The following is a 21675-nucleotide window of genomic DNA, read 5'->3' as shown; positions in this document are numbered from 1 at the left end:
TTATGGCTTTGCATAATCCGGGCTAAAGAGGATTTTTGTTCTATTCTCGTTATGTTATGTATAGTGTGTAACGATATTCTATACCTCTTGCTCTTCTAATGCATAGGATTGTACTGTAGTTTGAGTTAAGTCCAACAATTCTCTGATTGCAACAAAAAACATAGTATAGTTTAGAACCGTACTCGCTCTTAGATCTGCTAAAATGTAACGCCAACGCTGAATCAATGCCCTATGGGACTCACCCCAAGAAGTAAGACGGGCTTCTAAATCAGGATTATCGCTATCATAGTTCAACAATCCAGCTGTAAGTTGACGTTGTTGCCAATCTAGATCATCTCGCAAAGCCTCCCTGGATAAGGACTCCCAATGATTTTCGCTAGGATGTATAATAATTTGTTTTCTTATCCAGGCGAGATCTAAGAACTCACCTACCCCATAATAAATTTCAGCAACTTTTGCAACACTCATATTTTTCTTATAGGCAATTTCAATTATATCAGTTGCCGCAAATAAACCACGGGATATAGTTAACTCATGAGCTAAAGTCGGCGATATACCTTCATCAACATACTTTTGATAATGAGTTTGATAGTGAATACGCCGTTCTTCACTCAAAATAGCAGGAATAGATTTCTTCAGTGCAACTACTCCATCCGCATACAGTTGTACGATTTCTGAAATATCTATCGCCTTCCGTTGAGTACGTAAGAACCAACGAGTAATACGTCTTGCAAGTCTTGCATACAACATAATCATTTCAATTTGTTGCTTTGCACTAATCTTAGTACCTAGTTCTTCAATTTGTTTCCAAATAGATTCTAAATTAAGAACAGAACGAGTGATGATATAAGCTTTGACAATGGCGGAAACAGGCGCTCCAGTTTCATCCTGTAACCTATAAACATAAGTAAAGCCCATTTCATTAACAATAATATTGCTTAATTTTGTGGCAATAATTTCTCGTCTTAATGGATGCGATTGCATTTGTTGCCTAAAACGCTCTTGTAAAGGTATTGGAAACGAATTGGTTAAAAAATGCTCCATATACGCTTCTTCGGGAACACCTGATGCCAAAATTTGTTCTTTCAAAATCGTTTTACTGTAGCACATCAAAACTGCAATACTGGGGCGCATTAATCCTTTCCCCATTAATTTGCGCTCCATGATAGCCTTGTCATCAGGTAAGTATTCCAAGCTACGATCAATTTTCCCTGTTCGCTCTAGGTCATTGATATAGCGGCTTTGGAGATCCAAGGCTTGCAGAGGTTGAGATGCTGTTAAGCTGATTGCACGAGTCTGTAAGAAATTATCTCTCAGAACCAATCGGCTCACTTCATCAGTCATCTCCATTAAAAGTTCATTTCGTTGTTTAGGTGTCAAATCGCCACTTGCGACTATACTATTTAGTAAAATTTTAATGTTGACTTCTTTATCAGAACAGTTCACTCCACCAGAGTTATCAATAAAATCGGTATAGACCATTCCACCATTTAAAGAGTATTCAACACGAGCCAATTGGGTTAAACCTAAATTACCTCCTTCACCTATAACTTTACAGCGGAGTTGTTTTGCATTTACTCGAGTTGCATCATTTGTCCTATCACCTACATGTGTATTAGACTCTGTACTGGCTTTTACATAAGTTCCAATTCCGGCGCTCCAAAGCAAATCAACCTTGGCTTTTAAAATCGCTTTAATTAATTCATTAGGTTCAATTTCAGTCTGCTTAATACCTAAAGCGGCCTGCATTTCCTTACTTACTGGAATGGATTTAGCATTGCGATTAAAAACCCCTCCTCCCTTAGAAATTAGTTTTTTATCATAATCAGACCAATTTGACCGAGGCAAATGAAACAAACGCTCACGTTCTTTAAAACTCTCTTCCGCATTTGGATTCGGATCAACAAAAATATGAATATGGTTAAAGGCACCAATTAACTTGATATGTTTTGATAACAACATTCCATTACCAAACACATCCCCAGCCATATCACCAATACCAACTACAGTAAAATCGTTGTTTTCAATGTCTATATCTAATTCATAGAAATGGCGTTTCACAGACTCCCAAGCGCCTTTAGCAGTAATTCCCATTTTTTTATGGTCATAGCCTACTGAGCCGCCTGAAGCAAAAGCATCACCTAACCAAAAACCATATTCTTGGGAAATTGCATTTGCAAGATCAGAAAAGGTTGCTGTGCCTTTGTCTGCAGCAACAACAAGATACGGATCATCCTCATCAAAACAGATGACATTTTTAGGTTTAACCACCTTTCCATCAATATAATTATCCGTAATGTCTAACAAGCCACGAATAAATAATTGATAGCAACTGATTCCTTCAGCCATAATTTCTTCTCGTGTACCATTAACAGGCAATAGTTTAGGTACAAAACCACCTTTAGCGCCACTTGGTACAATTACGGAGTTTTTTACTTGTTGCGCTTTCATTAGACCAAGTATTTCTGTACGAAAATCTTCTCTTCGATCTGACCAACGTAACCCTCCCCGGGCTACTTTACCGCAACGTAAATGAACTCCTTCAAATCGAGGTGAATAAACAAAAATTTCAAACATTGGATGTGGTTTTGGTACACCCGGAATGATTTTGCTATTCAATTTCATGGAAATGTAGGGATTGTGATGATTATTTTCATTAATTTGATAGAAATTAGTACGCAATGTTGCACTAATAGCATGAATGTATTGTCTAATTATCTTATCTTCATCTAGATTTGATACACCATCAAGATCAGCTAAAATTTCAATGGACAGATCGGTAAAACGGTCTTCTCGATTAGGATCTTCCGCTGGATTACAGCGAATCTCAAACAACCTTACTAATTTTTTAGCAATGGCAACATTATTATTTAAAGCCATTTCCATATAATCTTGGCTAAAGGTAATGCCTATTTGTTTAAAATATTTAGCATAGGTACGTAAAACAGCTACCTCACGCCAATTTAAGCCTGCTGCCAAAACAAGCTGATTAAAGCCATCATTTTCAGCCTCACCAAACCAAACTTTAGCGAAAGCATTTTGGAATAACTCTTTTATTTCATCGAGATCGAACTCTGTAGACTTATTATATTGCATCGCAAAATCATTAATCCACGTCACTTTACCATCATCAAACTTTAATGGATAAGGACGCTCGCTAATCGCACGTAGCCCAAGCTTTTCCAGAATAGGTAAAACATCAGAGAGTGGAATTGTTGAGTCATGTTGATAAACTTTTAACCTAAAACTGTTTTCCGATTCATCCAAGGGTTTATAAAAATTAATTCCTAAAGGGTTTTCAGGTGTAAGTATTTCAATATGCTTAATGTCATATACTGCAGTTCTGGGAGAAAACATATCACGATAAGCAATGGGAAATGCATTTTTATACTGGGCATACAAACAATTTGCTTGCTCCTCTCCATATGACTCATATAAATGCGTTTGCAAATCATCTGTCCATGATCGTCCCGCCTCTATTAGTTTCTTTTCAATTTCTTTTAAATCGTATTTAAGAGGGAGTTTAGGGTCAATTTTAATAATGAAATGAACACGTGCAAGTACTGATTCTGTAAACTGTTGTGAATATGTAGTTTCAATCGAGTTAAAACTATCATCAAGAATTTTCTTCATGGTCATTCTTAATTCTGTATTGATCCTTTCCTTGGGAACATATACCAGACATGAAACAAAACGGTGATAAACATCCATTCGTGCAAACAAACGAATACGTTTTCTATCCTGCATGTAAAAAATGCCCATTGCAATTTCGAGAAGTTCCTCTTCAGTTCCCTGAATCAAATCATCACGAGGCAAAGTCTCAAGAATGTTTAGTAAAACTTTACCTGCATGACTTCTCGGATTGAGTCTGGAATTCTCCATAATAAGTGCTACTTTACGACGCAAAAATGGAATTTGTTTGGGGTTCGTATGATAAGCTGCAGAAGTATACAAACCAATAATTCTTCGCTCACCAATGACATCTCCCTTTGCGTTAAAACGCTTTATACCAATGTAATCGGTATAAGCATCACGATGTACGCTTGCTAATGTATTGGTTTTTGAGGTCACTAAAATACGGGGGGATAAAGAAAACTCTCGCGCCTCAGGAGTCATTGCAGAAATGCTACGCGCCATTGATTTTGTAACGTTTTCACGTAAAAGCCCCAAGCCTGTGTCAGGTATTGCTTGTAATACTGTTTCTTTTCCTTTTTGCACGAGCTCATAATCCCGCATTCCCAAAAAAGTAAAATGATGGTCTTCAATCCAATGTAAAAATGCCTTGGTTTCTTCTACTTCATCCGAATCGAGCACGGAAGATACTTTATCAATCTCAGTAATTGCCTCGCGAACTGATGCGCGCATTTTTTCCCAGTCTTCAAAAACAACCCTATTATCCTCAAGTGCCCTTTCACATCCTTTATGTAATTGCTCCAGCATTTCAGGATCAGTTTGCCGGTCAATTTCGATAAATATAGGAGCTTCATGAAGTATTCCAGTTTCAGTAGTCAATTGATTACGTGGTAAAATCTCACAAATTTTATTGTTTTTATCTCTTTTAACACGAATGCCGCCCATATGAATTGTTAAATGGGAAGATAGTCCCATTCTATGGATTACGAGACGAATTGAATCAACTAGAAAAGGCATATCATCACAAATCACTTCAATTACAGTATGCGTTGTTTGCCAGCCGTGCCGTTCATAATCTGGATTATAAATTCTTATTTTTGTTTCATGTGGAGCACGTTCATTAATCAAGGACCAAAAATTAACCACAGCACCATAAAGGTCATCCAGATTCCATGCGCTAAGATCTTCCATAGCCACAGTACCATATAACTGTTTAGCAAATTCGGCGCAGAATTCAGCTTGATCACCAATCATAGTGCTTTTTATTTTATCTACAATGGCTTCAATTAATACATCTTTACCTTCTTCAAATTTATAAGACATTGTTGTTTTACCCCGTCGATTTTGCCTCTGCCCTGCAGCGAGAATTATTGTTTAAATAAATAACCAGCCACTCATACCTCAATGTGATGACATGAGATAAGAGTGGCTCAAAAATTATGCTTTACCCAAGCATTTTGCTAATTTATCTTGTCGATAAATTCGCACTGTGCTCTCGTTAAGTGTTACTAACTGCTATGGTTTTGATATTAACAAATTCTAATATACCTTCTTTTGATAATTCACGACCATAGCCAGATTCTTTTATTCCACCAAATGGTAACCTAGGGTCAGATGCAACAAAAGCATTGACAAAACATACCCCGACATCAATTTCATAGGTCGCTATATGTTCCCCTTTTTCTAAATCACGTGTGAACACAGCCGCACCTAAGCCATATTGGCTTTGATTGGCATAGGCTATGGCCTCTTTTTCATTATTGGCTGAAATGATGACAATAACAGGTCCAAATAACTCTTCATCAAAAGCTGGCATGCCTGGCGTTACATTACTTAACAAAGTTGGTGGATAGAAAAATCCCTGGCCGTCAGGAATTATACCACCAAGCAATAATTTAGCACCTTGTTTCAGTGATTTTTCTACTTGCGAATGTAAGCTATCTCTCAAGTCCGAACGAGCCAATGGACCAAGCTTCGTATCCGGATCAAGTGGATCTCCCATTTTAAATCCAGCTATTTGTTCCATTATTTTTTGAATTAACTCATTTTCAATAGATTTTAAAACAATGATACGCTTAGCAGCAATACAAACTTGACCTGAATTGTTTAGTCTTGAATTAACAATACAGTTTGCAGCCAAATCAAGATCTGCATCTTCAAGAACCAAATATGGATCATTTCCACCAAGTTCTAAAACAGATTTTTTCAAAAATTTTCCTGCATGGCCTGCAACAGCACTGCCAGCTCTCCCACTACCAGTTAAAGTTACCGCAATAACAGATGGATGTTCAATTACTTTGGCTGCTCCATCATTATCAACGATTAAATGCTGAAAAACATGTGGCGGAAAACCAGCCTCTAAAAAAAGCTGTTCAATTTTATTTCCTGTTCCTGTTGAAATAGGCGCATGTTTTAAAGCTGCAACATTCCCAGCCATTAATGATGGAACTGCAAAACGAAATACCTGCCAAAATGGGAAGTTCCACGGCATAATAGCAAAAACTATTCCTAACGGTAAATGACAAACCTTGGCCTTTTTCATTTCAGTTTGAACGATTCGGGGCGCAAGATATTCTTCTGCATGCTCGGCATAATGCTCACATAGCCAAGCACATTTATTAATTTCTGCCTTGCCTGCTGTAATTGGCTTTCCCATTTCATGAGTCATTAATCGTGCAAGCTCGTCAGTTTTACTTTTTAAAAGTTGTGCAAGTTGGAGCATCAATAATTTTCTTTTAGTAAATGATGTCTGCTTCCATGACAAATATGCATCATGACCTTTATTCAGTTTTTCATGAATTTCTTTCGGGCTGAGGCAATCATAACTTTGCAAAACTTCTTCTGTTGTAGGATTTATTGTTTGAATTTTCATTATATCTCCATACGAAATAATAGTATATTTAACTCAAAGTTGATAACTCTCCTTGCGTACTACTTTTGATTATTGATACTATTTTTATGTTTTACGCTTTATTATAAAAAAGTGGTAGTCAATATATTAAATAGACTTACTGATTATCTTCAATAATTTGTTTTTAGAAGAATACTTTTTTAAATAATGGATTTCTTTTAACCCTAGGATAATTGATGAATTTAAGCAAATTGAAATTCCATCCATTACAATACATTGCTGCTTGGTTAGTACATATCTTTACTGCAAGTGCAGCATGTATTGGTGTTTTTTCGTTGGTAAAAATGTATCAGCATGAATATATTTTTGCTTTATGGCTCATGCTAATCACAGTAGTTATAGATGCAGTTGATGGAAGTTTTGCACGACTTGTTGAGATTAAAAAAATCTTGCCACAAATAGACGGCGCTTTACTTGATAACATAGTCGACTATCTAAATTATGTCATTACCCCATGTTTTTTCTTATTAGTAAAACCAGATATGCTTCCTCCGCAATATTCTGTTTTTTTGATTGCTGCCGTTACAATCACTTCCGCCTATCAATTTTGTCAATCAGATGCTAAAACACCTGATCACTTTTTTAAAGGGTTTCCTTGTTATTGGAATGTAGCAATATTATATATGTTTATATTTGACACTTCTGCAACAACTAATGCCATAATACTATTCATTCTTTCTATACTTATTTTTGTGCCCGTAAAATATGTATATCCTTCAAGACTGGATTATTTAACCGAATCAAAAATATTAAAAATTCTCATGCATATTTGTTCAATTATTTATGCTATAAGCTCTATTTGTTTACTCGTAAGCTATCCTAATCCCAATATTGTTTGCCTTAGCCTCTCGATGGCATATGTAGCAATGTATTTGTTTTTAAGCTTTTATAGAACTTATTATCCATTGATTAAGGCAAAAATTACTGCACATAGATAATAAGCTTCTTTTACTAAATGATAGACTTTGCTTGTTTTATGATTAAAATACCCCGAAAATTTACTTATTGAGGTCGTTATGTTTTTGTTGCAACAAATTAAAAAATCACTAATTCTCTCTATGATACTAGCTAGCTCCGTAGAGGCTTCTGGACCATTCCCAAGAGGTTGTGAGGTCACTGGTTTTGGATACAATCAAAATTATTTAATTTTAAATGAGACTGGAAATCAGTCCTATTATTTAATACAAAATCATTCTGATAGCAGAATTGAGCTAGAGCGTTTAAATACTGAAGAGGCTTTTATGAGCCCCCCTTTACACGCAACATTAGATCCAATGAGCTGGGGAGCATTTGCTTCTGATGTTAAAAATTTAAATTTCAAATGCTATAAGCGTAACGATGACAACACTGTACTTGTAGCGTGCCAAGATGTATTAGATGTGTGTCAGTATCCAAGAGTAAAATTCGCTCTAAGTAACATGGGAAATTATTGGATCTCATTTAATAAACCACAAGGAACAATTATCCAGGAGTCTGTAGCAAAAGGAATTTATTTAAAATGGTGATTTGTGCTTAAACAATGGCTTACCCTATTGGGATGGTTTGGCACACTTATTATATTATTTGGAACCACTCAAAAACCATCCCATATTTATTATATTGCTGGCGCAGTAGCATTACTTACGACAGCAATTTACTTTAGGTTGTTTTTCTATATTGCTCTTGAACTCATTCTTATAGCAGGACACTTAGCAATTATCCTCAGAATCGGCCCCTATACTCAACTTTTTCTCCCTATACTGCTCTGCACTCAGCTGTTAACCTTCTATTTTGTATTTGGTAAGATAAAATTTTTTTTAGTACTTGGAATTTTAGGAATAGCTTTGCTATCTATAGGACTAGCTTATAATAATCAATGGATATTTTTTTCTGGTAGCACATTTATCGGCACTTATTCTTATTATGTCGGACACAAAGGGCAGCACCCTGCTTACATTTGGGCTGGTTTAAATACAGCGCTTGCATTAATTGCGCTTTACAGGATTCTTATTTTTTAGCCATAAAAATATTTTTTCATGTTTCAATTGTGCAGAGAAACATCTCAATTGTGCATAAAGCGATGTTTGTAGACAACAGGGTTTTATAATACCTTTTTAAGCTCAGAAAGCTAAGCAACTTTCATAAGCCTTCATATTATCGAGATGAGGATATAATTTTTCTATTGTTTTTTTAATTGATATGAAAGTCATTTAAACACTAAAGCAAAGCAGGATATATAATTTAAACATCTATACCACACTTTGCTTTATGTAAAAATATGTCACTATTTGGCAGGAACAATTTCAATGCTTAAATTAGCAATAACATCACTATGAACATGTATTTCAACAACAAAATTACCAATTGAGTGCAAAGGACCTTCTGGCATCACAATTTCGCGTTTACTTACTTCAATATTCTTTTCAGTCAAAGCATCTTTAATTTCATTGACACCAACAGAACCGTATAACTTGCCTTCGTCACTAGCCATAGCACTAATAACTATATGAGTATCATTAAACTTAGACGCACGTTGCTCTGCAATAGATAATGCCTGTTGGGCTTTCTTTTCGAGCTCTGACCGACGTTGCTCAAATATTTCGATATTTTTAGGTGTGGCAAAAACAGCTTTATTTTGTGGTATTAAAAAATTACGACCATAACCTGCTTTTACATTAACTTTATCACCTAGGTTACCTAAATTTCTCACTTTTTCTAATAAGATAACTTCCATCTCAATAACCCCTTAAATTGATTCACCTACCCTTGATGGGAGGTACATTCTAAAATTAACTAAACTATCTAATGAACCAAGGATAATGTAGATACACAATACAAAAGTTGGCTTCAATAATATTAATAATATTAATAATATTAATAAAATGAATATACTAATCTGGCTTTTATTAGAAAAAATAAAATAAACCAATGTAAAACCAGCAAGTACAAAATAACAAAGCATCAAAGGAAGAACATTGATAGCTAAAGGAATTCCGTAATAAGAAGCTAGAGAAACTCCTAAAAATACTAAAAACGATAATTTGCTACTTCGAAATGTCATAAACTCATTCTTGAAACCTCCAGGTACAAACAATTTAGCCTGGATTGCTCGAGCAACCATCAACGACATTACTGATGAAATAATTACACTTAACATCTGAACGCCGAAAAACAATTGTGCCAACATTGATGAGTTCATGCCATCAAGAGAACTTTCAACGAGCTCCTGATATTGCATAATGAGCATCTTAAATTGTTCAAATTGCCCCAAAATAAAATTAGGCGCTAAAAGTTGAAGAAGCAAACATCCCAAAAATGCCTGTATGAAAAAAGCTCCAAATGCCATTTGCCATTTTCCGGTTTTCCGCAAACATAGTGCTGCTAAATAACAGGGCATATAAGTAATGAAAGTATTAATTAAAGCTCCGGATAATGGTACCAACATCATCAGTGGGACAGAATGAATGACTAAAGCGGGTAATAAAATATCAAAACCAGATTTTGCTCCTTTTCTTAAAGTTACTAGACAAACTAAAGCAACTGAAAGCCAAGATACAAACGGCAAGACTGAAAAAACCGCTGCACAAACAATTGCATACTGCTTATTTTCAAGCATTAGCTTACATTGTTTTGATATGAAATTACCTGCTCGATTCATTTGATTTATTTATGGCTATCACAATATGGCAACAGACCAAGAAATCTGGCTTGCATAATTGCTCTTGCTAATTGTCTTTGGAAACGAGTATGAGTACCAGTAATACGACTTGGTACTATTTTTCCTGTTTCAGAAATGTAATTTTTTAATAAATTAATATCTTTATAATCAATTTCATTGCCACCTTCTGCACTGAAGCGGCACATTTTTTTTCTACGAAAATAAGCTGACATAAATAAGTCTCCTCTTAGGCTGCTCTGGTTTCTTTCTCTTTCTTCATCAAAACAGACTCAGTAGTAATTGCTTGTTTTTGACGTGTGATTAAGTTTCTGATGATTGCATCATTGTATTTGAATGCATTTTTAATCTCTTCCAAAGCTTCGAGACTGCACTCAATATTCATAAGAATATAATGTGCTTTATGTACATCACAAATTGGATAAGCCAATTGACGACGGCCTAAGTCTTCTTTTCGGTGGATTACTCCATTGTGCTTACTTATGATCCCCTCGTAACGCTCAACCATTGCAGGTACTTGCTCACTTTGATCAGGGTGCACAAGAAACATAATCTCATAATGTCTCATGATTTCTCCTTATGGGTAAAAGCCTTCTGTATTCAATGACAACAGTAAGGCAAGGTTTTAAAAAAGCTGCCAATTATAACTATTTCTGCTTGATCTTACAATCGCAAGCTACGTAAAAAATAGAAATTTTAAAAATTTAGTATCTAATACTACGATATAAATTATTTTTTTATTCATTTATCTCAATTTGTAGTGGTAAATATCTATAATTTAGGTTACCGTGCACATGATAAACGTGATGGACTTATAAACTACTTAATCAAAAATTATAGAGGTTTTTAATGGATATAATTTCTCTTCAATTTGAAGAACCTTTAATGATTCATATTGGCAAAGCATCTGTCAAAATTTTAGCATTTAAAACACAAGAACCAGGAAATATCAAATTTGGAGTTGATGCTCCTAGATCAGTCAATGTACACAGGGAAGAAATTTTTAATGCAATAAAACAGAAACAACTTTTAGATACAGTCGAATAATAACTCAATGAACCAAATATCATCACGGCCAATTAATATCCTTGCAGGGCTAATGCTACTATTGTCTTCTATTGTTTTTTTAGTAAATAACTATTTTTTTAAATTCAGGGGAAATAATTACTTTCCGGGAGGGATTCCCTACCTGGCAACTGTTTTGTTTCTTTTCAATTTAGGATTAATACTTTATTTTAAAAAAGGAAGCAAGTTCAGACAAATTGGCAGAGAGCTTCTTTATTTGTTTGGTGTAATGAGTTTGATCGCAATAGCAACCAATGCAGTACAATTAACCCCCTTTACCCCTATAGATCCATCCATTGTTAATTTTGAAAACTATATACATTTTCCTATGGAATCAGTTGTGGCTTGGACTAATAATCACCCTAAATTTAAATACCTCCTTGGCGTAACTTATGATAGTTTAACCTATCAAATGAGCATTTTGCCCCTGTTTGTCATTTTTACTTGTCACTTTCATCTTGTTCGAGAATATTATTTTTATTTATTATGTACCACATTGATTGGGTTTTCATTTTATTACTTTTTTCCAACCACCGCTCCAGCAAGTGTTTTAAACAGCGATCTTTTTTCTATTTCACAAATAGCAACAGGACTTAAGTTCCAACAAATACATCATTATATTAATCCTACTACAAATGATGGGGGGCTTATTGCTCTTCCCTCATTTCACGCAATTTGGGCGGTATTATGTGTGAACTTAGTTCGAGATTGGAAAATTTTATGGGTAGTTTTATCCGTGATTAATCTATTTCTTATTGCATCATGTGTACTTTTAGGATGGCATTATATTACCGATATCATAGGTAGTTTTATTGTTTTGTGGATAAGTTACTATTTTTTTAATCTGTGTAAAACTGAGCACAATATCATAAGAGAACCGACTATCTTGAGAGACTCTTGAAATAGTTGGCTCAATGCCTTGCGGTTTATATCATTTCATTTTTTATATTTTTCTAACTAATCCTGATGGAAATGCAAGCTCATTTTGGATAACCTTATTATCCTTGGTCATATGGCCCGATAACTGTTTTTCCAGTACCGTCTGTAACCGTATGTTACGTTGCTCGCTAAGCATCGGATATACTTGTAATACCAGTTGGCCATCTTGTTTACCTGTTTTTACAGGTTGATTAATGATTCTTACTTGCGTGCCGACCGGGACTGATCGAAATAAAAGTTCAATATCATCAGGATACATTCGTATACATCCCGCACTTACACGAGCACCTATTCCATCTTGTCTGTTGGTACCATGAATAAGAAATGTAGGCCAACCTAATCGCAAAGTATATTGACCTAATGGGTTATATGGACCTGAAGGCAATTCTTCAGGAAGAAAATCACCATTTTTTTCAGCTTCTTCTCGCAGATTTTTTGTTGGCCTCCACTTTGGATTAGCTACTTTAGCAACAACTTTAGTAACTCCTAATGGAGTTTTCCATCCTTTGCGTCCTATACCGATAGGGAAAGTAAGCACTACATTTTCGTTTTCAGGAAAATAATAAAGCCTGTATTCTGCTAAATTGATTACAATCCCTTTTCTAGGAACATGGGGCAAAATATACTGAGAAGGTATAATTAGCCGTGAATTAGCCGCTATTGTACGTTTTGGATCAATATGAGGATTAGCTCTGACTAACTCATGATAACCTACATCAAATCGTTTCCCTATTTCATCGATAGATTCAAGGCCTTCAGACAATACATATTGTGGTTCACCGACTACATCTCCGGTAGCCGGTAAAACTAATGTAGTTGCATGAGCAATAATAAATAGCCCAACAATTTGTAAGATAAGTAAAACAAACAGCCTATATTTGCTTAAGCACATTTTTTATCATACTCAAACCTGTACCTGGGTGAAACAATGTAAATTGTGTAATTTATCATGATCTAAGTTCGATCTTTGCTTCACTTAAGATGCATATACTCACTTAGTAAGAGAGTTTATAAACTCTCATCTACCTTGAAACGTTCACCATATTTTGATTCCAAAGTCTTAAATAGTTTTTCTAAGTTGTTTGCCCCAAAATCTTTCGCGTAATTCATTGGCCCTCCACGAAATGGTGCAAAGCCGGTAGCGAAAATCATGCCTGCATCAAGTAAGTCAGCATCAGCAACAACTCCTTCACGTAAACAAGCAGCTGACTCATTTACCATCCTTAAAATTAATCGATCCGCAATATGGGCATCTATGGCAACAGTTGGACGCTTTTTAATTGCTTTGCCATTTTTATAGTGATAAAAACCCTGACCACTCTTGCGACCCAGTTTTCCTTCTTTGACCATATCACGTAGTTTCTGGGGGACTGTACCGCCGAAATGTCCTGTTAAATTTTCAGCCACAGCCAAGCCGACATCTAAACCCACCGTATCTGCCAATTCAACTGGCCCCATAAACATACCAAAGGCTAAAGCTGCTTCATCAATTGTTTCAGGACTATAGCCCTCATCTAATAATTGAACACACTCCATCAAATACGGCATTAATACTCGATTCACCAAGAAACCTGGACTGGATTTAACAGGTAAAGGAAGCTTGCCGATTTGATTGACAAATGCACAAGAATTTAGCTCAACTTTTTTAGATGTTTGTGCACTGCTTACAATTTCGACCAAATCCATCTTTGCTACTGGATTGAAAAAATGGATCCCCACTAAACGTTTAGGATCATTCATGACACTGCTCATCTCATCTAATGGAATGCTCGATGTATTCGTAGCAATAATGGCATCTTTTTTAGCAAATTTTTCGACTTTTTTTATAATGTCTTGTTTGACTGCAAGATTCTCGAAAACTGCTTCAATAATTACATCAGCACGAGCGATACCACAGCCTTCAGGATCAGGAATTAAATTGTCCATTGCAGCTTGAATTAGCCTAGGTTTGCGCAATTTTTTCTTATATAAAGCATGTGCACGCCCAATTGCAGGGGCAATTTGAGCATATGTTTGATCTTGTAATGTTACTTTAAGCCCGCGCAAGGCACACCAGGCGGCTATATCACCTCCCATCACTCCTGCTCCAATAACATGTACCTGCTTCGCCTTAAAATCGCTTCCTTTAGCAAAAGCCTTCAATCGCTCACGTAAAGTAAATGCCCGGATTAGATTTTTTGAAGTAATCCCAGTCGATATCAAATGTTCTATAGAGTCAATTTCTTTTAAGTAAGCCCTATCCCCTATACCTCCTTCATGCTCCCATAAATCGATAATGGCGTATGGCGCTGGGTAATGCTCTTTACGAACTCGTTTACCAACACTACGGCGCATTAAAGAAGCAAGAGGCTTTCTCACCCATGCATTGTTAGTAATTCCCTGTATTAATGAGGGTTTATGCTTCGCGGGTTTGTTTTTGATGAAATAAATTGCTGCACGTTTTAACTGCCGAACAGGTACTACATCATCAACCATACCTAAGCTTTTTGCTCTTGAAGCCGAAACTGCACTTCCCGTTAAAATAATTTGTGATAAGGCGTTAAAACCTCCTATGAGTTGCGGCAAACGCACAGTACCGCCCCAACCAGGATGTATACCTAGCATTACCTCAGGCAAACCAATCCGAGTATCTTTTTCATCACTCGCGACACGGTAGGTACAGGCTAAAGCTAATTCACAACCTCCTCCCATACAAAAGCCATCAATCATGGCAACACTAGGAACTGTTAATGCCTGTAACCTAGCAAATACGGCTTGTCCTTTTCGTAAGAAATCTACCGCTTGAGCCGTTGTTTCGAATTTAGAAAAAGCATTAACATCTGCACCAGCAATAAATCCTTTTTCTTTAGCTGAATACACAATTAATCCTATAGCATTTTTATTTTGTGAAATTTCATGAAGCAAACTATTCAGTTCATCCAATACTTCTTCATTAATGCTATTTACAGTTGTATCTATTCTGTTTAAACCCAGCCATAGAATATTGTCATTGTCTTGATGCAATTCCCAATGTTTATAATTATTCATGTCCTTTCACCTCAGTCACTCTTTCCAGATACATTGCCCCACCCTGTCCTCCACCAATACAAATAGAGGCCATACCCCGCGACTCATTTCTTTGCTCTAATGATTTTAATACATGCAATACAATCCTGGCTCCGCTTGCGCCTATTGGATGTCCAGCCGCAATTGCCCCTCCCTCACGATTCAACTTGTCCAATGAAGGTCCGCCCCAAGCTTTTTCTAGACCTAATTGGTTACGACAGTAATCATCATTATTCCACGCTTCTATACAGCCAAGAACTTGTGCAGCAAATGCTTCATTTATTTCCCAACAATCCATATCATTAGGTTTTAATTTTTGTCTTTGTAAGATAGGCGTTGCTGCATGAACGGGACCAAGACCCATTTGAGAAGGATCAAGCGCAGACCACTGGGAATCTACAATTCGTCCAATAACAGGTAAACCATATTTTTTCACTGCCTCACTGCTAGCAAGCAATAATAAACACGCCCCATCAGTTATTTGAGAGCTGTTTCCTGCAGTTACCATACCGTATTTTTTATCAAAAAAAGGTCTTAATTTAGCTAATTTTTCTACTGTTGAATCAGCCCTTAAGCCATCGTCTTGTACATAAACACGTCCTTTGTAGTCAATAATAGGCGATACCTCTGTCATTTTGTTTTCGTTATATGCATGGGCTAATCTAATATGGCTCTGGCAAGCAAATTCATCCATTTGTTCCCGAGTGATACCAAATCGATAAGCAACCTTTTCAGCTGTTTGTCCCATGTTCATGCCTACAATTGGATCTGTAAGTCCGCGAAGTAATGCAATAACAGGAGCAAGAAATGCAGGTCTAAATTGAGTGACAAGACCTAATTTTTGCCCAATACTTTTGGAAGAATACCAACTGGCCAACCAAGAGGCCATTTTTTGATTAAATAATAAAGGAGCATGACTCATTGCATCAGTTCCACCTGCAAGAACTAAATTACTGCGGCCACTAGCTATTTGCATTGCAGCATTATCTAAGGCTTGCATGCCGGAAGCACAGTTTCTCATTACAGTAAACGCAGGAACCTTATCACCGCAACCTAAACGCAATGCAATTACACGAGCAATATTGGCCTCATCTGGTCCAGGCATGGCACTGCCAATAATTACTTCATCAAGTTCTGATGGAGAAAAAGGCTGTCGATTTAATAATGTTATACCTGCAGCTACAGCCAAATCTGATCCAGAAAAAGGACCTATTCCTTTGGCTTTAAGAAATGGAGTTCGATTTCCATCAACAACATAAACATCCCGACCATTTAAATTTGACTGCTGTTTCATTGATCCTCCTTATTTATCTATGCATTTATGTCACGGCAATCACATTTATCATTTTCTTAAAAGCAGGCATGACACAAGAAATATTTTCTTAATCCAATATTAACCCGATTTATGAATGTTAAAGAGTAGCAGTAAACATGAAAATTTGGAAATTTTATAAAACTTTCACTAAAAAATAAATGAAGCTAACTATTTGAATAAAAAAGAACTCCATACATTATTTTAATACAATATGATTCATACCAAGTCATGACACGATTAATTAAGTAGAGCATACGTTAATTTATATATCAAACTGATTTTAGTAGCCCCCCATATAAGCTCGAAGATACTCCAAGCTAAAACAAATATTCATGGATATATTTCATTTAAAATAAAATGAGTTTTTATAGCTTCATGAAAAATGGTAATTAGATTTGACAAATAGGGGTACGATACTTATTTTCTAAAAACTGTATTGTATCAACGAGTTTATCCTTTGGACTAATAATTTCAATTTCATATAGCTTTTCAAGAATACTATCAATATCCTGTAACTCCTTTTGCTTAATTTTTGCGACTATTTCAGTAATATCTCGACTATGATCATATATAGATGATGATATTAAACAACAAAAAAAGCCTACATCAGAATGGGGTTTTAATTTTGTTAGATATTCTTCAAGTTGTAAACATATTTCATGAACTGCTAGAGGCAATAATTCTTCTTCACTTTTTCTTAATTCAAAAATAAATTCACCAAACTTTTCATTTTTATTTTCCAATACTTCAAGAAAAAATAACAATTGAGAAACAAGCTCATGTGGATCGCTAGCCTCTGACATTAATTGACGCAATACAAAAATTAATTGGTCAACATTCACCGATACATTATGATTAAGACTCCCAAATACTTCATTTTCTATTCCGAGTAATATTCTTAAAAAAATTTTATTCGGCGTAGAATTAAACGACGTCTGAATATCTCTAGATATTAATGACTGTTCAGCATTCTTTAATGGACTGCCTGTATAGAAAACGTTTATTAATTCGTGTACCTCATTTTTGAAGTCCATAGCTGTAAATATTACCTCATCTTTACACAAAAGAATAAAATCACTAACTCTAACAACAGAGTCATCGGCATATTTCACATGAAGAATAAGCAAGCCTATACAGACTCTGGAAAACTCAGATAATGAAACATCTCTATATTGATTGTTTTCTGCAAACAGATACAAATCTTTAATTAAACCCAGGACTGCCATTAATTCAAATTCATAATCCCATTTTATTTCCATCAAATTAATTAAATGAGTAATAAATCGCTCAGCCATTTTTTTATTTGATTTGCATATTTTTTTAGCTTGAGATTGTAAGATATCTGTATACCACATATTTAATTACAAAAAATAATTTTATCTGTGGTATTAGCATAGTTTTTTGTCCTTGGGTGTATTATGCATTACTTTTAAACATGGAGATCTTTTTTTATTTATTAATTTAAATAAGATTTTAATTAATTTACAATGTATATTGACGACAGTAAAATACCTGATATACTCCGCAACCATTGATTGGAGAGATGGCCGAGTGGTCGAAGGCGCTCCCCTGCTAAGGGAGTATGGGAGAAATCCCATCGAGGGTTCGAATCCCTCTCTCTCCGCCAATCAACGCGCCCGTAGCTCAGTTGGATAGAGTATCTGGCTACGAACCAGGGGGTCGGAGGTTCGAATCCTTCCGGGCGCGCCATTTTTAACTAAATAAAATCAATGACTTACCCCAAAGCTTGTGACATAAAAAACCAGCTACTGTGGCAAAAACGTGTCATAAACTCGTTCTGCCGCCATTTTTAGATGGTCGCTCGAGAGATGTGCATATCGTAATACCGTCTCATAGTTAGACCACCCACCCAGTTGTTGTAACTCATGTAATGCTGTTCCATTCTGCACATGCCAACTTGCCCATGTATGGCGTAAATCATGCCAGCGAAAATCATTTATATTTGCTCGAAGAAGCGCTTTCCTCCAAGCATGATTATTACATCGAGTTACAGGTTTACCCTGGTACGTAAATATATAAACAGAGTTTTTACCTTTTTGTGACTGAATAATTGAAATAGCTTGTTTATTTAAAGGAACTGGAATAGCTTTTTTAGTTTTAGATTCATCCGAATGAATAAGTGCATGTCCTTTATCCAGAGAAACTGCACTCCACTTTAATTGAGTGACATTTGATTCCCGAAGACCAGTACATAAAGTAAATGCGGCCATATCTCTTAAATGAGAAGGCAATTCCTTTAATAACCGATCAGCCTGTTCCTTAGTTAACCAGCGTATTCTCCTATTCTCTTCTTTTCTCATTCGAATAATTGGAGCCGATTCCAACCAACCCCATTGTTTATGAGCTCGATTTAATACCGCACGAATTATTTCCAACATTCGATTGACTGTAGAGGGAGTCACACCTGTTTTTTCTTTTTTCTGCGCAATTGCTTCGATTAGATCTCTATCAACATCAACCAACATTTTTTTTCTTAAATAAGGATCCAACCAAGTTAAATGCATTTTATCCATATCTAAACTTCGTTTATGTTGAGACTCATCAACCCATCGAACAACCGCATCTATCCATGATTTTTTTGGTATGGACTTTTGTGTTTTTTCATTCCATAAATCATTTTTAAGTTGATCATGAAAGCGTTGGGCGTTCTGTCTTATCTCAGTCCCAGTACTTTTTCGTACACGCTTTCCTTGGTGGTAAATATCTGTCCACCAGATCCCATCTCTTTTGTAGAGTGCCATGTATCAATACTCCTTATATTGACACCCTGCGATGCATCCCAAGTAGAGTACTTGTTTCTTATGTACATCACAAGATCATCCTCTATAAAACGCCAACTTCTACCTATTTTTGCAGCGGGGATTATTCCGTTAGCAACCATTCTTCTTACTGTTTCTTTATGAGCCCCTAAAAATTTAGAAGCTTCAATGATGTTCAGTGTTCGGCTATATGTTTTTTGTGTTATATCTGCTTTGAGTTGATTCATAAACATATTCCTTGCATTGAAATGCACGATTCGAGCATCTAATTACATCATATCGTGCATCTCAATTCAATAATCTAGAAATAATTTTATGTAATCACAAATACGCAATTACTTTGCGCTGAAGATAAAAAAGTAATGTGCTCACAAGAAGATAGAGTGAAGGATTAATGAATAAAGCAACCATAAAAAATGAAAACAGCACACCTAGCGCAACAGGTTGAACTAGCTATAACCCCTTATCTTTACTGATATAAATCTGTGGTAGCAGAAAGTTAAGTGAAAAAATATATTCAAAGCAGAAAAAATCAATGAAAAACAGTATGCAACAACGCATCACCTCAATTGTTCACAATGATGCGTCCATGCATATTTTTTAATTAACCAATTGAATAATAATTAATTTTATGATGAAATGATTTTAAAAAAATATGCATGGATGCATCATTTGAAATCCAAAAAATCGCAAATGAAAGGTGCCACATGCCCAGAGTTACAATAACATTGCCAGAACCAATTCATCAACAAGTCCTAAAGATAGCCACTAAAGAAAAAGACTCTCTTTCTTATACAATAGCCAGACTTGTTGAGATTGGTCTTATTGTCCTGAAAAATAAGAATGAAGGTAGAAAGACTCAAACTAATGAACTGGAAGAATATTGCCAAAAATTAATTATACAGATTAATGGAGTCTTAAAAGCATTGGTGATAAACCAATATAATTTTGACAAGGAAATAATTTTAAAAATCACAAAGGAGACTCTGGATCAATTTAATAGACTAAAAACTTCATAAAGCATGAAGCACAATAAGAACATTAAAATTTACATGGGAATTTGAATATACTTATTTTTATGATTAGCTACCATAGATGATTAGAAAATATTTTAATCAATCAACTATGTCATTTAATATCAGAAATGGATTTCTATCAAGTAAATATTTATTTGGCATAATAATTTCTTATTTTCTATATCAAAATTAGTCAATTAATATGGTAAATTATTCTAAGCCAATTTATGATAAAATTTATTGAGATATTTAACCAAAAGATTCGATTATGCTAATAGGTATCCCGCATTTCCACTGATGATCAAAATTTAAACTTGCAACATGATGCTTTAAAAAATATTGGATGCGAGCGAATATTCGATGATCAAATTACTGGAAGCAAAATTCAACGACCAGAATTAGAAGCAATTTTACAATTTACTCCAAGTGGTGATGTCATTCTTCTCTGGCGTCTAGACCGATTAAGTAGATCACTTAAAGATTTAATTGAAATGGTCGCCCTACTCGATTCCAAGAAAATTGGATTAAGAAGCTTATACGAATCAATTGATACTTCTTCAAGCTCTGGAAAACTAATATTTCATATTTTTGGGGCTTTACCTGAATTCGAACGGGAATCTAATTCGAGAGAGAACGCATGCGGGTTTACAAGCAGCTCGAGACAGGGGTAGAAAAGGTGGGAGGCCTAATAAGCTATCAAAAGATAAAGAAAATTTAATTCGTGAGCTTTATAAAAGCAAAAACCACATTATTAATAAAAATATGTGATTTAGTTAATATTTCAAAACCTACATTATATAAGTATTTAAAACATGAATCCTAAATGGAAGAAAATTGTCTTACATAGATTTTTCATTATTGGCCTTGTCTTTTTATTTTTTTATTTAGGGTCTAAGTTTTCGCCCTCGCCCTTAGAGATATCATTTTGCCATCTTACATCTTTTACATTAAGTACAACCATGTTGAACGTAATTTCAGAGATCTCAATGAACGCAGCTCTCTTATTGATTTTTTATTGTTTTTTAGATGTCAATAGAAGATATACCGCCATATTAGAACTTTCTGATGAACTTGAAAGCAAGTATTTTCAATTTAATTCTAAATTGATAGACTATATTGCCAGGAGACTAGAGAAAGAAGAAAATAATGAGGAAGCATTAAATTTAGCAAATAGAATAAAAAAAGATTTATTAATATCTACCACGCATAAATATGATTACTTTAATAAAACTAGTCATAACTTGAAGAATATAATAAAGAGTAAACTGCTGGATATTAAATATATTATATTTTTTGAGGCAACTACTGTAATTAAT

Annotated in this window: 20 protein-coding genes and 2 tRNA genes; 10 read left to right on the top strand and 12 right to left on the bottom strand. The window is 35.2% G+C overall.

What is annotated here, in order from left to right; genetic code table 11:
- Positions 1–78 precede the first annotated feature (78 nt).
- Both EKG34_RS08270 and EKG34_RS08265 read right to left on the bottom strand, forming a co-directional pair.
- Positions 79–4956 carry an NAD-glutamate dehydrogenase gene (locus EKG34_RS08270; protein ID WP_003636960.1) on the bottom strand — a complete coding sequence of 1626 codons (4878 nt, stop codon included), beginning with the start codon at positions 4954–4956 and terminating at the stop codon, positions 79–81.
- 175 nt (positions 4957–5131) lie between these two features.
- A complete protein-coding gene (locus EKG34_RS08265; RefSeq protein ID WP_003636959.1) occupies positions 5132–6505 on the bottom strand; it encodes an NAD-dependent succinate-semialdehyde dehydrogenase in 1374 nt (457 codons plus the stop codon).
- A gap of 215 nt (positions 6506–6720) precedes the next feature.
- Between EKG34_RS08265 and pcsA the strand changes: the two genes are divergently transcribed.
- The 3 genes from pcsA (at position 6721) to EKG34_RS08250 (ending at position 8541) form a co-directional block, all read left to right on the top strand.
- Positions 6721–7482, top strand: a complete 762-nt coding sequence (pcsA, locus tag EKG34_RS08260) for a phosphatidylcholine synthase (RefSeq protein ID WP_003636956.1) — start codon at positions 6721–6723, stop codon at positions 7480–7482.
- A gap of 78 nt (positions 7483–7560) precedes the next feature.
- Positions 7561–8049 carry a hypothetical protein gene (locus tag EKG34_RS08255; protein WP_003636954.1) on the top strand — a complete coding sequence of 163 codons (489 nt, stop codon included), beginning with the start codon at positions 7561–7563 and terminating at the stop codon, positions 8047–8049.
- 3 nt (positions 8050–8052) lie between these two features.
- A complete protein-coding gene (locus tag EKG34_RS08250) occupies positions 8053–8541 on the top strand; it encodes a hypothetical protein (RefSeq protein WP_003636953.1) in 489 nt (162 codons plus the stop codon).
- 266 nt (positions 8542–8807) lie between these two features.
- On the opposite strand, the gene rplI is transcribed toward EKG34_RS08250, so the two are convergent.
- From rplI to rpsF, 4 genes are read right to left on the bottom strand one after another with little or no spacing between them, the layout of a single operon-like run.
- Positions 8808–9257 (bottom strand): 50S ribosomal protein L9, encoded by a 450-nt coding sequence (gene rplI / locus EKG34_RS08245; RefSeq protein WP_003636952.1) that lies wholly within the window; start codon positions 9255–9257, stop codon positions 8808–8810.
- Between the two features lie 12 nt (positions 9258–9269).
- The gene (locus tag EKG34_RS08240) at positions 9270–10181 is read right to left on the bottom strand and encodes a hypothetical protein (RefSeq protein ID WP_012979135.1); all 912 of its coding nucleotides are present in this window, start codon (positions 10179–10181) and stop codon (positions 9270–9272) included.
- Between the two features lie 5 nt (positions 10182–10186).
- A complete protein-coding gene (rpsR, locus tag EKG34_RS08235; RefSeq protein WP_003636950.1) occupies positions 10187–10414 on the bottom strand; it encodes a 30S ribosomal protein S18 in 228 nt (75 codons plus the stop codon).
- A gap of 14 nt (positions 10415–10428) precedes the next feature.
- Positions 10429–10767, bottom strand: coding sequence for a 30S ribosomal protein S6 (gene rpsF / locus EKG34_RS08230; RefSeq protein ID WP_003636949.1), 339 nt, complete (start codon positions 10765–10767; stop codon positions 10429–10431).
- 281 nt (positions 10768–11048) lie between these two features.
- Between rpsF and EKG34_RS08225 the strand changes: the two genes are divergently transcribed.
- Both EKG34_RS08225 and EKG34_RS08220 read left to right on the top strand, forming a co-directional pair.
- Entirely contained in the window at positions 11049–11246 is a 198-nt protein-coding gene (locus EKG34_RS08225; protein ID WP_003636948.1) for a carbon storage regulator, read from the top strand.
- 7 nt (positions 11247–11253) lie between these two features.
- Positions 11254–12165 (top strand): phosphatase PAP2 family protein, encoded by a 912-nt coding sequence (locus tag EKG34_RS08220; protein ID WP_012979136.1) that lies wholly within the window; start codon positions 11254–11256, stop codon positions 12163–12165.
- Between the two features lie 42 nt (positions 12166–12207).
- Here EKG34_RS08220 and EKG34_RS08215 read toward each other — a convergent pair whose 3' ends face one another.
- The 4 genes from EKG34_RS08215 to EKG34_RS08200 form a co-directional block, all read right to left on the bottom strand.
- The gene (locus EKG34_RS08215) at positions 12208–13095 is read right to left on the bottom strand and encodes a L,D-transpeptidase family protein (protein ID WP_003636945.1); all 888 of its coding nucleotides are present in this window, start codon (positions 13093–13095) and stop codon (positions 12208–12210) included.
- A 116-nt stretch (positions 13096–13211) separates the two neighbouring features.
- The gene (locus EKG34_RS08210; RefSeq protein WP_003636944.1) at positions 13212–15230 is read right to left on the bottom strand and encodes a 3-hydroxyacyl-CoA dehydrogenase NAD-binding domain-containing protein; all 2019 of its coding nucleotides are present in this window, start codon (positions 15228–15230) and stop codon (positions 13212–13214) included.
- Positions 15223–16542 carry an acetyl-CoA C-acetyltransferase gene (locus EKG34_RS08205; RefSeq protein WP_003636943.1) on the bottom strand — a complete coding sequence of 440 codons (1320 nt, stop codon included), beginning with the start codon at positions 16540–16542 and terminating at the stop codon, positions 15223–15225. The genes EKG34_RS08210 and EKG34_RS08205 overlap by 8 nt, the downstream gene beginning before the upstream one ends.
- 410 nt (positions 16543–16952) lie before the next feature.
- Entirely contained in the window at positions 16953–17918 is a 966-nt protein-coding gene (locus EKG34_RS08200) for a hypothetical protein (protein ID WP_003636942.1), read from the bottom strand.
- A gap of 182 nt (positions 17919–18100) precedes the next feature.
- On the opposite strand from EKG34_RS08200, the gene EKG34_RS08195 reads away from it, so the two are divergent.
- Both EKG34_RS08195 and EKG34_RS08190 read left to right on the top strand, forming a co-directional pair.
- A tRNA-Ser gene (locus tag EKG34_RS08195) sits at positions 18101–18190 on the top strand.
- 6 nt (positions 18191–18196) lie between these two features.
- A tRNA-Arg gene (locus EKG34_RS08190) sits at positions 18197–18273 on the top strand.
- Positions 18274–18329: 56 nt separating this feature from the next.
- Here the strand turns inward: EKG34_RS08190 and EKG34_RS08185 are convergent.
- Positions 18330–19325, bottom strand: coding sequence for a tyrosine-type recombinase/integrase (locus EKG34_RS08185; protein ID WP_080619786.1), 996 nt, complete (start codon positions 19323–19325; stop codon positions 18330–18332).
- Entirely contained in the window at positions 19238–19570 is a 333-nt protein-coding gene (locus tag EKG34_RS08180) for a helix-turn-helix domain-containing protein (protein ID WP_080619972.1), read from the bottom strand. Before EKG34_RS08180 ends, EKG34_RS08185 begins: the two co-directional genes overlap by 88 nt.
- A gap of 480 nt (positions 19571–20050) precedes the next feature.
- On the opposite strand from EKG34_RS08180, the gene EKG34_RS08175 reads away from it, so the two are divergent.
- From EKG34_RS08175 to EKG34_RS08165, 3 genes are all read left to right on the top strand, one after another.
- Complete coding sequence (locus EKG34_RS08175; RefSeq protein WP_080619785.1) at positions 20051–20362, top strand: hypothetical protein; 312 nt, start codon at positions 20051–20053, stop codon at positions 20360–20362.
- A 311-nt stretch (positions 20363–20673) separates the two neighbouring features.
- Entirely contained in the window at positions 20674–21030 is a 357-nt protein-coding gene (locus tag EKG34_RS08170; protein ID WP_242616750.1) for a recombinase family protein, read from the top strand.
- 315 nt (positions 21031–21345) lie between these two features.
- Positions 21346–21675 (top strand): hypothetical protein (locus EKG34_RS08165; protein WP_130560089.1); only part of this gene is annotated, 330 nt, incomplete at its 3' end.

Source organism: Legionella longbeachae (genome assembly GCF_004283175.1).
GTDB classification, from domain to species: Bacteria; Pseudomonadota; Gammaproteobacteria; order Legionellales; family Legionellaceae; genus Legionella; species Legionella longbeachae.
This window is presented reverse-complemented; position numbering and strand designations above follow the sequence as displayed.

What these genes read in the sequence shown, in the direction of transcription:
- EKG34_RS08225 (WP_003636948.1), top strand. Translation starts at nt 11,049, where the DNA reads ATGGATATAATTTCTCTTCAATTTGAAGAACCTTTAATGATTCATATT.
- EKG34_RS08210 (WP_003636944.1), bottom strand. Translation starts at nt 15,230, where the DNA reads ATGAATAATTATAAACATTGGGAATTGCATCAAGACAATGACAATATT.
- EKG34_RS08205 (WP_003636943.1), bottom strand. Translation starts at nt 16,542, where the DNA reads ATGAAACAGCAGTCAAATTTAAATGGTCGGGATGTTTATGTTGTTGAT.
- EKG34_RS08270 (WP_003636960.1), bottom strand. Translation starts at nt 4,956, where the DNA reads ATGTCTTATAAATTTGAAGAAGGTAAAGATGTATTAATTGAAGCCATT.
- rpsF (WP_003636949.1), bottom strand. Translation starts at nt 10,767, where the DNA reads ATGAGACATTATGAGATTATGTTTCTTGTGCACCCTGATCAAAGTGAG.
- EKG34_RS08240 (WP_012979135.1), bottom strand. Translation starts at nt 10,181, where the DNA reads ATGAATCGAGCAGGTAATTTCATATCAAAACAATGTAAGCTAATGCTT.
- EKG34_RS08220 (WP_012979136.1), top strand. Translation starts at nt 11,254, where the DNA reads ATGAACCAAATATCATCACGGCCAATTAATATCCTTGCAGGGCTAATG.
- EKG34_RS08175 (WP_080619785.1), top strand. Translation starts at nt 20,051, where the DNA reads ATGCCCAGAGTTACAATAACATTGCCAGAACCAATTCATCAACAAGTC.
- rplI (WP_003636952.1), bottom strand. Translation starts at nt 9,257, where the DNA reads ATGGAAGTTATCTTATTAGAAAAAGTGAGAAATTTAGGTAACCTAGGT.
- pcsA (WP_003636956.1), top strand. Translation starts at nt 6,721, where the DNA reads ATGAATTTAAGCAAATTGAAATTCCATCCATTACAATACATTGCTGCT.
- EKG34_RS08265 (WP_003636959.1), bottom strand. Translation starts at nt 6,505, where the DNA reads ATGAAAATTCAAACAATAAATCCTACAACAGAAGAAGTTTTGCAAAGT.
- EKG34_RS08180 (WP_080619972.1), bottom strand. Translation starts at nt 19,570, where the DNA reads ATGAATCAACTCAAAGCAGATATAACACAAAAAACATATAGCCGAACA.
- EKG34_RS08200 (WP_003636942.1), bottom strand. Translation starts at nt 17,918, where the DNA reads ATGTGGTATACAGATATCTTACAATCTCAAGCTAAAAAAATATGCAAA.
- EKG34_RS08215 (WP_003636945.1), bottom strand. Translation starts at nt 13,095, where the DNA reads ATGTGCTTAAGCAAATATAGGCTGTTTGTTTTACTTATCTTACAAATT.
- EKG34_RS08185 (WP_080619786.1), bottom strand. Translation starts at nt 19,325, where the DNA reads ATGGCACTCTACAAAAGAGATGGGATCTGGTGGACAGATATTTACCAC.
- rpsR (WP_003636950.1), bottom strand. Translation starts at nt 10,414, where the DNA reads ATGTCAGCTTATTTTCGTAGAAAAAAAATGTGCCGCTTCAGTGCAGAA.
- EKG34_RS08255 (WP_003636954.1), top strand. Translation starts at nt 7,561, where the DNA reads ATGTTTTTGTTGCAACAAATTAAAAAATCACTAATTCTCTCTATGATA.